This window comes from Sphingosinicella sp. (assembly GCF_013911755.1).
In the GTDB taxonomy this organism is placed as follows: domain Bacteria; phylum Pseudomonadota; class Alphaproteobacteria; order Sphingomonadales; family Sphingomonadaceae; genus Sphingosinicella.
The window spans coordinates 65,579-78,943 of sequence record NZ_JACESP010000001.1 but is presented as its reverse complement, the minus strand read 5'-3'; the positions used below and the strand labels follow the sequence as shown (position 1 = coordinate 78,943).

General features: G+C 65.9%; 13 protein-coding genes. 6 read left to right on the top strand and 7 right to left on the bottom strand.

Annotation, left to right across the window (positions count from 1 at the left end):
- Positions 1 to 35: 35 nt before the first annotated feature.
- Positions 36 to 812, top strand: coding sequence for a siroheme synthase (locus H2052_RS00465; RefSeq protein ID WP_293776597.1), 777 nt, complete (start codon positions 36 to 38; stop codon positions 810 to 812).
- Positions 809 to 1,783: a zinc transporter ZntB gene (locus H2052_RS00460; protein ID WP_293776595.1), complete on the top strand. Its 975-nt coding sequence runs from the start codon at positions 809 to 811 to the stop codon at positions 1,781 to 1,783. The genes H2052_RS00465 and H2052_RS00460 overlap by 4 nt, the downstream gene beginning before the upstream one ends.
- On the opposite strand, the gene H2052_RS00455 is transcribed toward H2052_RS00460, so the two are convergent.
- The 4 genes from H2052_RS00455 to H2052_RS00440 form a co-directional block, all read right to left on the bottom strand.
- Positions 1,780 to 2,514 carry a response regulator gene (locus H2052_RS00455; protein ID WP_293776592.1) on the bottom strand — a complete coding sequence of 245 codons (735 nt, stop codon included), beginning with the start codon at positions 2,512 to 2,514 and terminating at the stop codon, positions 1,780 to 1,782. The two genes, H2052_RS00460 and H2052_RS00455, sit on opposite strands and share 4 nt — an antisense overlap.
- A gap of 10 nt (positions 2,515 to 2,524) precedes the next feature.
- Positions 2,525 to 4,060: an ATP-binding protein gene (locus H2052_RS00450; protein WP_293776590.1), complete on the bottom strand. Its 1,536-nt coding sequence runs from the start codon at positions 4,058 to 4,060 to the stop codon at positions 2,525 to 2,527.
- Positions 4,057 to 5,760 carry an EAL domain-containing protein gene (locus H2052_RS00445; RefSeq protein WP_293776588.1) on the bottom strand — a complete coding sequence of 568 codons (1,704 nt, stop codon included), beginning with the start codon at positions 5,758 to 5,760 and terminating at the stop codon, positions 4,057 to 4,059. The genes H2052_RS00450 and H2052_RS00445 overlap by 4 nt, the downstream gene beginning before the upstream one ends.
- Positions 5,761 to 5,914: 154 nt before the next feature.
- Positions 5,915 to 6,499: a urate hydroxylase PuuD gene (locus tag H2052_RS00440; RefSeq protein WP_293776586.1), complete on the bottom strand. Its 585-nt coding sequence runs from the start codon at positions 6,497 to 6,499 to the stop codon at positions 5,915 to 5,917.
- A 197-nt stretch (positions 6,500 to 6,696) separates the two neighbouring features.
- Between H2052_RS00440 and H2052_RS00435 the strand changes: the two genes are divergently transcribed.
- The 3 genes from H2052_RS00435 to H2052_RS00425 are packed head-to-tail and all read left to right on the top strand — an operon-like array spanning position 6,697 to position 9,308.
- On the top strand, positions 6,697 to 7,080 hold the full coding sequence (locus H2052_RS00435; RefSeq protein WP_293776583.1) for a hypothetical protein: 384 nt from the start codon (positions 6,697 to 6,699) through the stop codon (positions 7,078 to 7,080).
- 60 nt (positions 7,081 to 7,140) lie between these two features.
- Positions 7,141 to 8,013 carry a DMT family transporter gene (locus H2052_RS00430; protein ID WP_293776580.1) on the top strand — a complete coding sequence of 291 codons (873 nt, stop codon included), beginning with the start codon at positions 7,141 to 7,143 and terminating at the stop codon, positions 8,011 to 8,013.
- Complete coding sequence (locus H2052_RS00425) at positions 7,980 to 9,308, top strand: MFS transporter (RefSeq protein WP_293776577.1); 1,329 nt, start codon at positions 7,980 to 7,982, stop codon at positions 9,306 to 9,308. Before H2052_RS00430 ends, H2052_RS00425 begins: the two co-directional genes overlap by 34 nt.
- Here the strand turns inward: H2052_RS00425 and H2052_RS00420 are convergent.
- Positions 9,296 to 10,237 (bottom strand): hydroxymethylglutaryl-CoA lyase, encoded by a 942-nt coding sequence (locus tag H2052_RS00420; protein WP_293776574.1) that lies wholly within the window; start codon positions 10,235 to 10,237, stop codon positions 9,296 to 9,298. The genes H2052_RS00425 and H2052_RS00420 overlap by 13 nt on opposite strands.
- Before the next feature lie 147 nt (positions 10,238 to 10,384).
- Between H2052_RS00420 and H2052_RS00415 the strand changes: the two genes are divergently transcribed.
- Complete coding sequence (locus H2052_RS00415) at positions 10,385 to 12,253, top strand: NAD(P)/FAD-dependent oxidoreductase (RefSeq protein ID WP_293776571.1); 1,869 nt, start codon at positions 10,385 to 10,387, stop codon at positions 12,251 to 12,253.
- On the opposite strand, the gene H2052_RS00410 is transcribed toward H2052_RS00415, so the two are convergent.
- Complete coding sequence (locus H2052_RS00410) at positions 12,238 to 12,528, bottom strand: hypothetical protein (RefSeq protein WP_293776568.1); 291 nt, start codon at positions 12,526 to 12,528, stop codon at positions 12,238 to 12,240. The two genes, H2052_RS00415 and H2052_RS00410, sit on opposite strands and share 16 nt — an antisense overlap.
- Before the next feature lie 61 nt (positions 12,529 to 12,589).
- The gene (locus H2052_RS00405) at positions 12,590 to 13,363 is read right to left on the bottom strand and encodes an SDR family NAD(P)-dependent oxidoreductase (RefSeq protein ID WP_366484144.1); all 774 of its coding nucleotides are present in this window, start codon (positions 13,361 to 13,363) and stop codon (positions 12,590 to 12,592) included.
- Positions 13,364 to 13,365 lie beyond the last annotated feature (2 nt).

Sequence of the window (13,365 nt, the reverse complement as noted above, 5' to 3'; positions counted from 1 at the left end):
GCATAGCCCCAAAGGCTTCCCAGCCCCGCGAAGGCGTGGCATTCCTGCCGCCGATGGACCAGCTTCCCGTTTTCCTGAACCTGAAGGGCATGTCCGTGCTCCTCGTCGGCGACGGCGAAGCGGCGGAGGCAAAACGGCGCCTGATCGAAGCGGCGGGCGGCGTCATTACCAGCGACCCCGATGCCGCGCGCATCGCCTTCATTGCGGCGGACGCCGGGCCCGCCGACGTCGCTGTGCTGCACGCGCAGGGGCTGCTGGTGAACGTCGTCGACCGCCCCGACCTTTGCGACTTCACCGTGCCCGCGATCATCGACCGCTCGCCCGTGATCGTCGCGATCGGCACGGGCGGGGCCTCGGCGACGCTTGCCAAGGCGCTGCGCGAACGGCTGGAAGCAATGCTCCCCGCCGCGCTCGGCGATCTTGCCCGGAGCATCCGCGCCGCGCGCGCGCGCGTGGCGGACGCGCGGCCGACACCATCGGGGCGGCGACGGTTCTGGGACCGGCTGCTCGCATCGGGCGGCGCGCTCGACCCCTTGCGCGATGTTCCCGATCCGGACGCGCGGATTGACGCTGCGCTCGCGCTCAGTGACACGCGCGACGCCGAACGCCACGAGATCGTGCTTGCAAGCGACGACCCCGACGACCTGACGCTCCGGCAGCTCCGGCTTCTCTCCCGTGCCGACACGATCGTCCATGGGAACGATGTGCCGACAGCGATCCTCGACAGGAGCCGACGCGACGCGGTCCGGCTGACCGAAGACGTCATCGGAGACAGGCCAGGCCTTACCATCATCCTGCGGAGAGCATCGTGAGCGCGGACGAGAACGGCAGTTTCGCTTACACGATCATGCCGGACGGCACGGCGACACGCCTCGATGCGCCGCCGGACGCCAGCGAGGCTCCAAGCTGCGCGCTGCTATGGCGCCATATCGACGGCAACGACACGGCGTGCCGCGAATGGCTGGAAAAGCGATCCGGCGTCCCCGAAGCGGCAGTCTGGTCGCTGCTGGAACTCGAAACCCGGCCCCGCACCGCCAAGATCGCCGAAGGCGCACTCGTGATCCTGCGCGGCGTCAACGAGAACCCCGACGCCGATCCCGACGATCTCGTCTCGATCCGCCTTTGGGTGACGGCAGGCGAAGTTCTCAGCATCAATTTTCGTCCGCTGCTCGCCATCGCCGACATGGAACATGTGCTGCGCGACCGCGCGGTGCGCGATGCCGGCGATTTCATCGTGGAGCTTGCCGACGTGCTGATCCGGCGGCTCGACCACACGCTCGACGATCTTTCGCAGAGCCTCGACTTGCTCGAAGAAGACGTGATCGACGAACGGCGTCGACATCTGCGTCCGCGCATCGGCAAGGTGCGCCGCACGGCGATCGGCCTGCGCCGCTTCATTTCCCCCCAGCGCGACGCGCTCACGCAGCTCGCAAGCGGACCCTTCGCATTCTTTGATGAGAGCGACCGCATCAATCTTTCGGCGGCGGCGAACAGTGTTTCGCGGATCATCGAGGAGATCGACGCCGTGCGCGATCAGGCGGCGGTGCTTTCCGACCAGCTCTCCGATCTTCGGCAGGAAGCGGTCGGAAACCGCACGCTCGTGCTGTCCATCGTCTCGGCGGTATTCCTGCCACTCACGTTCATCACGGGCCTTATCGGCATGAACGTCGCGGGCATCCCCTACGCCGACAAAGCGTGGGCTTTCTATGCCATTGTCGGCTTCAACGTGGCGCTCGGCGTCGGGGTTCTCGCCTGGCTGCGCGTAAAGGGCTGGTTCCGCTAGCGGACGGCGCCCAGCGCCTGACGCGCGAGCGCGGCGATTTCCGCGATCGCCGCCGGGTTCACCGGCATGTCGGCGCGGCCGGGATCCGCAAGGCTCGCCGCGATCTGCGCGATGCGCTGCAGCGGCGGCTCGATCAGATCGGGGTTGATGCCCCCGGTGAGCACGGCCTTGCGGTCCGCGATCAGGCGTTCGACCTCGCTCTGCAGAACGCGGCGCTGTTCGCTTTCGAGTTCGAGCTGTTCCTCGAGTTCCGAAAGTTCGATCGCACGGCGCGTGACCCGCTCGTCGAGCTTGGCGTTGGCGAGCTTCAGGTTGGCGGCGTGCTGACGACGCTGGAGCTGTGCTTCGATGCGCGCGGCAAGCACGTCGAAATCGATCGGCTTCGAGACATAGTCGTCGGCACCCGCTTCGAGCGAGGCGACGACGGTCTGCGCGTCGGCGCGCGCGGTGAGCATGATGACTGGCACCTCGCTGACGCGCGAATTGGTGCGCAGCTCGCGCAGCACATCGATACCGTTCATGTTGGGCATCATGTAGTCGAGCAGCACGAGATCGGGCGGCGATTTCTCGATGAGCTGCAGCGCCGCTTCACCGCTTTCCGCGGAGACCACCGTATAATTCAGGCGTTCAAGCCGCCTGCACACCACCGAACGGTTCGCCTCCACGTCATCCACCACGAGGATTCGACAACCGTTCCGGTCTCCCGCATTCACTGTCATTGATACGCCCATGTCTTGTTCTTTATGCCGCCATGGTCTCAGAATTTGGTTGATTATTAATTGACCCTTTTTGCGAGCCCGTCGCATCGTCCCATTCGCGCAGGGATTCCTGATGCTTGCGCGGCAGGCGCAGGTTGAATGTGGAGCCGACGCCGGGGAGGCTATCCACCGTAAGCCGCGCGCCCATCAGCTCGGCAAGCCGCGCGGTGATGGCAAGGCCAAGGCCTGTGCCGCCGAAACGGCGCGTCGTCGAGGCGTCCGCCTGCACGAAGGGCTTGAACAGCTTGTCGATCTGCTCCGGCGTCATGCCGATCCCCGAATCCGAAACGCTGATTTCGATCCAGTCGCGCCGCGCAATGGTAAGCGCACGCGCCGACAGGATGACATGGCCCTGTTTCGTGAACTTGCAGGCATTGCCGCCGAGGTTGATCAGGCACTGCCGCAGCTTCATGGAATCGTGCTCGGCGATGCCGATATCGGGCGCGATGCGCAGCTCAAGACGGTTGCCCTGCTGCTGTGCGAGCGGCTCCAGCGTCGAGCGGACCTCTTCGAGGAGCCCCTGCACACTGAACTCGTGCACATCGATCTCCATGCGGCCCGCCTCGATCTTCGCCATGTCGAGCAGCTCGTTGATCATGCTGAGGAGGTGCCGTGCCGAACCGTCGATCCAGCGCGCATCCTCCGACAGCTGCGTCTGGCCCTGTTCGGCAAGATCCTGATGTAGCACGTCGGCATAGCCGATGATCGCGTTGAGCGGCGTGCGCAGCTCGTGGCTCATGTTGGCAAGGAACTGCGATTTCGCCTCGTTCGCGTGCTGCGCGACGTCGCGCGCTTCGGCAAGCTCCTTCGCGGCCGATGCCAGCTCGTGGTCGCGGCGTTCCACCTCGTCGAGCATGGCGTTCAGCGAATCGATGACGCGGCGCGTCTCGTCGTCGCCCAACCGCTCGACGCGCTGGCTATAGTCGCCGCTGTCGCGAATGCGTTCCATGGCGAGCGTCATCACCTTGAGCGGTCGGAACAGCAGCACGCTGATCCCCGCCGCGAAGAAGAGCGAGACGAGGAACGCGACAGCGATGATCCCTATGACGGCGAACAGATAGGCGAACGAAGGCTTGGTCTCGAACTTCTGGACCGTGGTGATTTCGATCGAGCCGAGCATCTTGCCCTTCGCCACGATCGGCGCCGAAGAGACTGCCCTTCGCCCCTTGGGAGCGGGCGCAGTACGCTTCAGCGTGATGATATCCTTGCCCGAAACGTCGCGCACGCGCACCTGCCGGATCACCTCCACCGAATCGAGCTGGCGCAGCACGCGCAGCGTCTCCTCCGTATCGCCGGCGAGGATCGGCCCCGCCGCGATGCTGGCGACGCCCTGCGTGGTCAGTTCCTGGATCTTGTAGGTGGCCGCGACGACGGTTTGATACTGGAGATAGGCGAACACCGAACTGGCGAGCGCGAGCGCCACCGTACACGCGAACAGAACCGCCGCGGCAAGCTTGACGCGGAAGGGCAGACGCTCAAGCCGTGCCCTGAAGCCCGAGCGCACCTTCGCATTCGTCAAAGCGCTGCTCCGAGATGCTCCGGCTCATGCGCCTCGCGCCAGGTTTCGAATTCGGCGAGCGGGATCGGCTTCGAAATCCAGTAGCCCTGCAGGATTTCACAGCCGATGACGCTGAGGATATCGGCCTGAATCTCGCTTTCGACGCCTTCGGCAACGCACTCGTAGCCAAGCCCGCCGGCAAGGCTGACGATCGCCTGAATGATCGTGCGAGAATCCGCGCTGGTGGCGACATCCTTCACGAGCGAGCGATCGATTTTCAGCCGATCGATCGGCAGATCCTTGAGGCGCGCGAGGTTCGAATAGCCCGTGCCGAAATCGTCGATGGCGATGCTGATGCCGAGCGCGCGCACTTCGGCGAGGCGATCGACGATCACAGGATCGGACGACATCACGGTCGATTCGGTAATCTCGATTTCGAGCATCTCGGGCGGCGCCGACGAGGCTTCGATGCACGCGCGGACATGGCGCACGAAATCGGTGCGCTCCACCTGCTGCGGCGAGACATTGACGCTGAGCTTGAGCTTGTCGCCGCGGGCGTGCCATTCGCCGACGATCCGCGCGGCTTCCGCGATCACCCAGCGGCCGACGTCGACGATGAGGCCGCTATCCTCGGCGATATCGATGAACGACGCGGGCGCGCGCAGTGTCTTGTCCGGGTGGCGCCAGCGGATGAGCGCCTCCGCCGAGACGAGCTCGCCGCTTTCCGCATTGATCTGCGGCTGCATGTGCAGTTCGAACTGCCCGCCCGCGATCGCCGCGCGCAGCATCGATTCGAGCTGCAGCCGGTCGCGCACGCGCTCGTGCATCGCGGCTTCGAACAGGTGATACTGATTCCGTCCGCTGTCCTTCGCGTAATACATCGCCGTGTCGGCGTTGCGGGTGAGCGTTTCGTAAGTCTCGCCGTCGTCGGGCGCGATGCAGATGCCGATGCTGGCGCCGATCACGATCGACTGGCCCGCGAACTCGAACGGCTCCTGCATGGCGCGCAGGATCTGCCGCGCGAGCTTTGTGGCATCGGCAGGCCCCGCCGCATCGGGGAGAAGAACGGTGAATTCGTCGCCGGCAAGACGCGCCAGCACAGCCTCTCCGCAGCCCGGGCCGCGGCGGTTCGATTCGGCGGAAAGCAGCACGCGCATCCGCGCCGCGAACATCGCCAGCAGCACATCGCCCTGCGCGTGGCCGAGGCTGTCGTTCACCGACTTGAAGCGATCGAGATCGATGAACAGGATCGCGCTTTTCGCACCTTCCCGGCGCGCCATGCTGCGCAGGTGGCGCTCGACGGTGCGGCGGAAGCTCAGGCGATTGGGAAGATCGGTGACGGGATCCTGCAGGGCGGTCTGCTGGATCGTATCGATATTGGTCTGGATGCGCTTCTTGAACAGCTCGATCGCCGCGGTCAGCTTGGGGAGCGTGCGGCGCACTGTGCGCGGGATCGGCGGCGGAACGTCGCCATCGCGGCGGGGACGCACGAAATCGGTGATCTTCTCGACCGCGATCACGACCGGCGCCAGCGTATAATGCACCGCCGCGAAGACAACCGCGGCACTGGCGATCACGACACCGGCGAGAACGACGAGCGAGCCCGCCGACGGCAGGCTCGGCGGCCAGCCAAGGCTGTAGGCGAACACGAGCAAGGCGATCACGGCGGAGGCCGCGCCGGCATAGACAAGCGAACGGATGCGCAGCTGTGTTTCGAACAATCCGAATACTCCGTGCCCCCGCGCGGACCTGTGCGCGAGGCTCAGGAGACACTCGCAGGATAAGGTAAACATTCTCTAAGCCACGCTGCCTGAACGAAAAGGGCGGTCCCAAAGGACCGCCCCCTCTTACGTGGCCATGCGCCGCGTGCCCGGCTCAGATCGGCCAGGACTGGTAGGCCGCCATCGCATAGAGCATCGGGATCGACAGCAGCGTGTTGATGCGGCTGGTCAGCATCGCGACGCGTGCGGCCTTCGCCTTTGCCGCGTCTTCCGCAGGCACGATGCCCAGCGCCTTCTTCTGGTTCGGCCAGATGATGAACCAGACGTTGAACGCCATGATGAGCGCCAGCCACATGCCGATGCCGATCAGCTGAAACGACGGTTGCAGCGTCAGCGCCTCGACGAGGTAACCGAGGTGACCGGCCAGAAGCAGGCCGAACAGCACCGTGAACGCCGCGCCCCAGCGGAAGAAGAACAGCGCCTTGGGGGCGATGTGCTTGCTCACCGCCGGCTTCTGTTCGGCCGGGATCGCCGGCATCGTCGGGATCTGGACGAAGTTGAAATAGTAGAGCAGCCCGATCCACGTGATGCCCGCGAACACGTGCAGCCAGCGCAGCACGGTCTGCCCGAAAAGCGCACCGTTGGCGGCGAAATCGCCATGCAGCCCGAAGATCAGGGCGATCGCCAGGACCAGCCCCAGACCCAGCGTAAGATGCAGATTTTCAAGAATTTTGCCCATCAGCAGTTCCCCCGCGGCGTTCCCTGTTTCGACCCTGATGCGCGCCGCGATCGCAGCAGAGGTCCGTCCCACAGTGTGATTGAGAAACATAACTACGCTGAAATTGTTGAAGGTAGAAGCGTTCAGGTGATGATAAACGGCTTTTCCGGCAACACTGGCCGAACGGACGGGGTGCCGCTGATCCGAAAGGAAGACTGATGATCCTGCTCCATGTCGCGCTCCTGATGGCCGCGCAGGTGCTGCAGCCCGTGGCTGTGCCCGAACCGGCGCCTGCCGCTCCGCCCCGGGCTGCCGATGAAACCGCCGCGCCCGACGAAGCCGCCGCAATCAGCGCCCGCAAGCGGCTGAACGCGGAGGTGAAGGCGCGCACGGATGCCAGCGATGCCGGGTATGCCGCCGCGCAGGCCGCGTACCAGGCACAGATGCGCGAGCATCAGGCCGCGACCGCGCGTACGGCACAGGCGCAGGCGGAGTACGAGGCCGCGCGGGCCGCCTATGACCAGCGTCAGCGCGAAATCGCCGACTGGCAGGCCTGCGTGAACGGCGACAAGACGCGCTGCCCGCCGAAGCCCCGGAAATAGCCGCCCTCGCACTTCGCGCGGATTGACATCACCCGCCGCGCCTCGGCAAGCAGCGAGAACATGCGCCCATCCTCCGCCCCGCCGATGCTGCTCGCCTTTCTGGCCATCGCACTGCTGTGCGCCATGGACGGTGCGATCAAGCTCGGCGCACAGACGCATGCCATCATCACCGTCACCTTCATGCGTTACGTCGCAGGCACGCTCATCGCGCTGCCGTTGCTGCGCCTCGGCAAGGTCGCGTTCTCGCGCGAGACCTTGCAGGGCCATGCCGTGCGCGGGCTCGTGATCGCCGCCGCAGCATACCTGTTCTTCTACGGCCTCTGGGCGATCCCGATCGCCGAGGCGATCGCGATCTCCTTCATCGCGCCCTTGCTGGTGCCACTCATCGCCCGCGTTCTGCTCGGCGAGCGGATGCGCGCGATGAGTGTGGCGGCGTGTCTCGTGGGGTTTGGCGGCGTTCTGGTGACGGTAACCAGCCATGTCCCTGTGCCGATGCCCAACCGCACCGAAGGGGTCGCAGCCGTGTTCGTGTCGGCAGTGCTCTACGCGCTCTCCATCGTTCTGCTCAGGCAGCGGGCAACGCGCGACGATCCGCAGGTCATCAGCGTCCTCGCCGCCGCCTTTCCGGCGCTCTACACAGCGCCCTTCGCGCTGTTCGCAGCGCCGCTGCCTGCCCCCGGCGCGCTCCCGCTGTTCGCGCTGATGGGCGCGCTCGGTACGGGCGGCACCCTGCTCCTCGCTTTTGCTTACGCGCGCGCCGAAGCGCAGAAACTGGTGGTCCTCGAATATACCGCGCTCGGCTGGGGGGCGCTGTTCGGCTGGTGGCTGTTCGACGAACACGTGCGCGCGCAGGTCGTGCTCGGCGGTGCGATCGTGGCGGGCGCCTGCCTGATGACAGCATGGTCGGGCCGGCGGAAGGCGATCGCCGCATGAACCCGTCGGGCGGCCTTCGCAGCGATTTCGCGCTGCTGTTCCTCGTGCTGTTCGTGGTGGCTGCCGGCAACACCGCGTTGCAATCGGTACTGCCCACCATTGGGCGCGAACTCGGCATCCCCGACCTGCTCGTTGCGACAATCTTCTCGTTTTCGGCGCTGATGTGGACCTTCGCCGCGCCGCGCTGGGCCGACGCCTCGGACCGCTACGGCCGCAAAGCACTGATTTTACTGGGGCTCGGCGGCTATTTCATCTCCAAGCTGATCTGCGCGTTCGTGATTCTCGCCGGCCTCAAGCACCTGATCGCGCCGATTGCCGTGTTCATCATATTCGCCGCGGCGCGTTCGCTGTTCGGTCTGTTCGGTTCGGCGTCCAATCCGGCGGCGCAGGCTTATGTCGCCTCGCGGACCACGCCCTCGGAGCGCACGCGCGCGCTTTCCGTGCTGGCCTCCGCATTCGGGCTGGGCACGATCGTGGGACCGGCGGTGGCGCCGTTCTTCGTGCTGCCGGTTGTCACGCTTTCGGGGCCGATGTTCGCTTTCGCGGCGTTCGCGCTGATCACGCTCATCATCGTCTCCCGCCGCCTTCCCGCCGATGCGCCGAGCGCAGGCGAGGAACGGCCGATCGCCAACCTCGAGCCGACCGTCGCGACCGGCCCGCGCAGCACCCACGGCGCGCGGACACGGACACACCGCGGCCTGTCGTGGCGCGATCCGCGCATCCTGCCGTTTTCGATCTACGGGCTCGCCATCGGCAACGCGCAAGCGGCGAGCGGCCAGTCGCTCGGCTTCTTCATCATCGACCGGCTCGGTCTGCCGCCGATCGAAGCGCAAACCTTCATCGGCATCGCGCTGATGGCCGCTGCCGCCGCGACGCTGCTCGCGCAATGGGCGCTGATCCCGATGTTTCACCTCGGGCCGAAGCTGCTGCTGCGCTGGGGGGCTGGCCTTGCCGCCGCGGGCTCGATCCTGCTCGCGGTTTCGACCGATTTCTACGGAATCGTGCTATCGTTCGCGATCGCCTCGCTTGGCTACGGCTTCGCGCGGCCGGGGTTCAGCGCGGGCGCGTCACTCGCCGTGGGGCTTGAGGATCAGGGCGGCGCGGCGGGCGCGATCACCGCGGTGAACGGCGCGGCGTTCATCATCGCGCCGACGATCGGCATCGCGCTCTATCAGGTCTGGCAGCCTCTGCCATACCTCCTGAGCGCCGTACTGCTGCTCGCGATGCTGCTCTATTCGCTGAAGAACCCGCTGCTGGGCTCAGACCTCGACCGCGACGAGGTTCAGACGCAGTAGTTGGCTGCGGGGTAAGCGCCGGGCGCCGGCCCCGCCTTCGCGACCATCGAGGGCAGCGGCCGACCCATCACGGTTTCGAACCAGTGGTTCACGGCGATCGCAGCCGCGAGATCGACACCGGTCGAAACACCTGAGCCATCGAGCATGAACAACAGGTCTTCGGTCGAGATATTGCCGGTCGCCTTCGGCGCGAATGGGCAGCCGCCGAGGCCGCCGAGCGAGGAATCGAGCACGTTCACGCCGGCCGAATAGGCGGCCCAGGCGTTGGCGATGCCCGTGCCGCGCGTGTTGTGGAAGTGCGCGCGCAGCCGCACGCTGTCTCCCACGGCGGCGCGCACGCGGCCAAACAGGTCCGTCACCTGCGCGGGCACGCCGACGCCAATCGTGTCGGCCAGAGCAATTTCCTCGGCGCCCGCCTCGGCCATCGCCTCGGCGCAGCGCACAACGGTTTCGGGCGGCACGTAGCCTTCGAACGGGCAGCCGAAGGACGCCGAGATCGTGACCTGCGCGACAAGACCGTTTTCGCGGGCAAGCCGCAGCATCTCGCGATTTTCGGCGATTCCCTGATCGATCGTCTGGCCCTGGTTGCGCTCGCCGAACGTGTTCGAGGCAACGAGTACGCAGCCCGCCTCGTCCACGCCGCGCTTGTTGCCGTCGCGGCTTTCGATGGCGCGCAGCACGCCGCGTTTGTTGAGGCAAAGTCCGATGTAGGAGACATCGCGGCGGTCAGGCAGGCCCGCGATCACAGCTTCAGCGTCCGCCATCTGCGGCACGCGCTTGGGATTGACGAAGCTCGCGACTTCGAGGCGCCGCACGCCTGCATCGATCATGCGCGTGATGAGGCCGAGCTTGTCGGCAGTGGAAACGATCTCCGGCTCGTTCTGAAGGCCGTCGCGCGCGCCCACCTCAACGATCGTCACGTCCGCCATGCCGTCTCTCCTGCAAACCGCAGTGTCCGACTTGGGCATTTCGTCGGCAAGGTCAATCCCTCTCAAAAGCGACACGCTCTCAAGTTGGGGGGCCTGTACCGAAAATCGTTTGGCGCGATGATGGCGCGGCTCTGGGGAGAGACCGCCATGACGAGAGGCCGAATCGAAGCCGCGCTTAATGAAGCGCATATCCCGTCGCTGATGTGCGCGCTCGTGCATCTGACCGGGGATGCAAGCATGCTGACGCCCGAAAATTGCCCGACCTACGATTTCTTCGGCGACGGGCAAGGCAACCTGCCGCCCGCTCTGCAGGATGCGGTGCGGCAGCGCGCGGCCGACGCGATCGGTGCGCATCTCGCGGGCACCCCCCTGCCCCCGCCGCCGGATGCCGCGACCGTGCGCCGGATGATGGATTTCATCGCCGGGGCCGACATCCCGAAGCACTACGTGCCCTTCCTGATGGAGGAACTCGGCCTCGAAAGCGCCGATCCCAAGCGGCCCGAGCCTGCGCCGGTGAAGAAGCGCGTCGCGATCGTCGGCGCGGGCATGTCGGGACTTCTCGCCGCGATCCGCCTGCGGCAAGCCGGGCATGACGTGGTGATCGTCGAAAAGAACGCGGACGTCGGCGGCACGTGGCTGGAAAACACCTACCCCGGCTGCCGCGTCGACAACCCGAGCCACCTCTATTCCTATTCCTTCGAGGCAAACCACCACTGGCCCGCCCACTATTCAACGCAGCCGACCCTGCTCGCCTATTTCCGCGACATCGCCGACAAATATGACCTGCGCCCGCTGATCCGCTTCGGGACGAGCGTGGACGCCGCGGAGTGGGACGAAGCCGCCGCGCTATGGCGCCTTACGCTCTCCGGGCAGCACGCAGGCAGCATCGAAGCCGATGCGCTGATCAGCGCCGTGGGGCAGCTCAACCAGCCGCGCCTTCCCGACATTCCCGGCGTCGGCACGTTCAAGGGCCCGGCATTCCACAGTGCGCGCTGGCGGCATGACGTCGACCTCAAAGGCAAACGCGTCGCGGTGATCGGCACGGGCGCGAGCGCGTATCAGTTCGTGCCGGAAATCGCGGCGGATGTGGGCAACCTCACGGTGTTCCAGCGCACGCCGCCGTGGGGCGGGCCGACACCCAACTACCACGATCCCGTCACCGACAATGTCCAGTGGCTGCTCGAAAACGTGCCCTTCTACGAGAAGTGGTACAGATTCTGGCTGTTCTGGATGATGACCGACGGCATCCTGCCGTTCGTGAAGGCGGATGACGCATGGAACGGCCCGCCGGGCACGATCGGCGCGATGAATCTCGAACTCCGGAATGCGCTGGTGCAGCAGATCGGCCTGCAGTGTGAGGGGCGGCCCGATCTCCTCTCCGCCGTGATCCCGGACTATCCGATCGGCGGCAAACGCAGTCTTCGCGACAATGGCGTGTGGATCGCCGCGCTGCGCCGCGACAACGTGCAGCTCGAACAAACCCCGATCGCGCGTATCACCGAGACGGGCATCGAGACGGCGGACGGGAAAACCCACGAATACGACGTGATCATCTACGGCACCGGCTTCAAGGCGAGCGACTTCCTGTCGACGTTCAAGGTTGTGGGCCGGGACGGGATCGAGCTCCACGAGCGCTGGCAGGGCGACGCGCGCGCCTATCTCGGCATGACCGTGCCGGGCTTCCCGAACTTCTTCATGCTCTACGGGCCGAACACCAACATCGTCGTCAACGGCAGCATCATCTTCTTTTCGGAATGTTCGGTGCGGTACGTCGTTCGCGCGCTGGGGATGCTCGGTGAAGTAGGCGCGAGAACGCTCGATGTGCGCGAAGACGTGCACGATGTGTTCAATACCCGCGTCGATGCAGGGAACGCGCGGATGGCATGGGGCCAACCGGGGGTTTCGAGCTGGTACAAGAATGCCACCGGCCGTGTCAGCCAGAACTGGCCGTTCGCGCTTGTCGACTACTGGGCGGCGACACTGAGGCCGGATCCGTCAGACTACGAACTTGCCTGACCGTGCACAGAAACCACGGCGTCATTCGCTTCGCCTGACGCGGTAAAGCTCCAGATCGCGACGCTGGCGATCCAGCCGACATTGAAGGCGATGAGCGCGGCAATCACCAGGCCCCGCGATTGCGGCGGCGCTCGCGAGGTTTTCGGCCCCGGCACCAGATGACGGCTCGGCAAAAGGCGCGCGAGCGCGCGGAAGTGGATCAGCAGATAGGTGCCCGCCGCGAATGTGATGAGGATCGCGGCGAGGAGCGCCAGGGGAAAGACTTCGAGCGGCACGGGACTTCTCCTTCGCGGTGCCCCCACGCTGAAACGAACGCGCGGCCCGAAGGTTCAGCCCCTACAGCGACTGGCCATCATCGAGAGTGAAGCTGGAACCGGTGATCGCCGCGCTTGCGTCCGAAGCGAGGTAGAGCAGCATCGCGTCGAGGCTGTCCTCCGCCATCAGGCGGCGGCGGGGAAACTTGGCGATGTGCTTCTGCCCGGGTTCGGTGTCGAACCACTCGCTGTTGAGCTCGGTGCGTGCATAGCCGGGGCAGATCGAATTGACGTTGATGCCCTGCCGCACCCAGTCGCGCGCAAGCACCTTGCCCATCTGCTGCACGGCAGCCTTCGAAGCGGAGTAAGCGGCAAGGCCGGGCTCCACCGCGTTCGCGGTGATCGACGAGACGATGACGATGCGGCCGTGCCCGCGCTCACGCGCGCCCGCCGCCATCAGCCGACGCGCGCCCTCGCGGACGGTGAGGAACACGCCGGTGAGGTTCACACCCATCACGCGATTGAAGTTCTCCACCGCGAGCTCGGTCGCCGGGCCTTCGACGTTCATGCCGGCATTGGCGATGATGCTGTCCGGCGTGCCGAACACGCCCTCGATGCGGTCGTAGGCCGCGATCACGGAGGCCTCGTTCGAGACATCCATCTCCACCGCGAGCGCTTCGCCGCCCGCGCCCGCGATCTCATCGGCAAGAGCGCTCAGCATATCGACGCGCCGCGCGCCGAGCGCGACCTTGGCGCCGCTTGCCGCGAGCTGCCGTGCGAACCGGGCCCCGAAGCCTGAAGACGCACCGGTCACCAGCGCGATGCGCCCCGAGAGATCGAAAGAAAAGCCCGCCATCA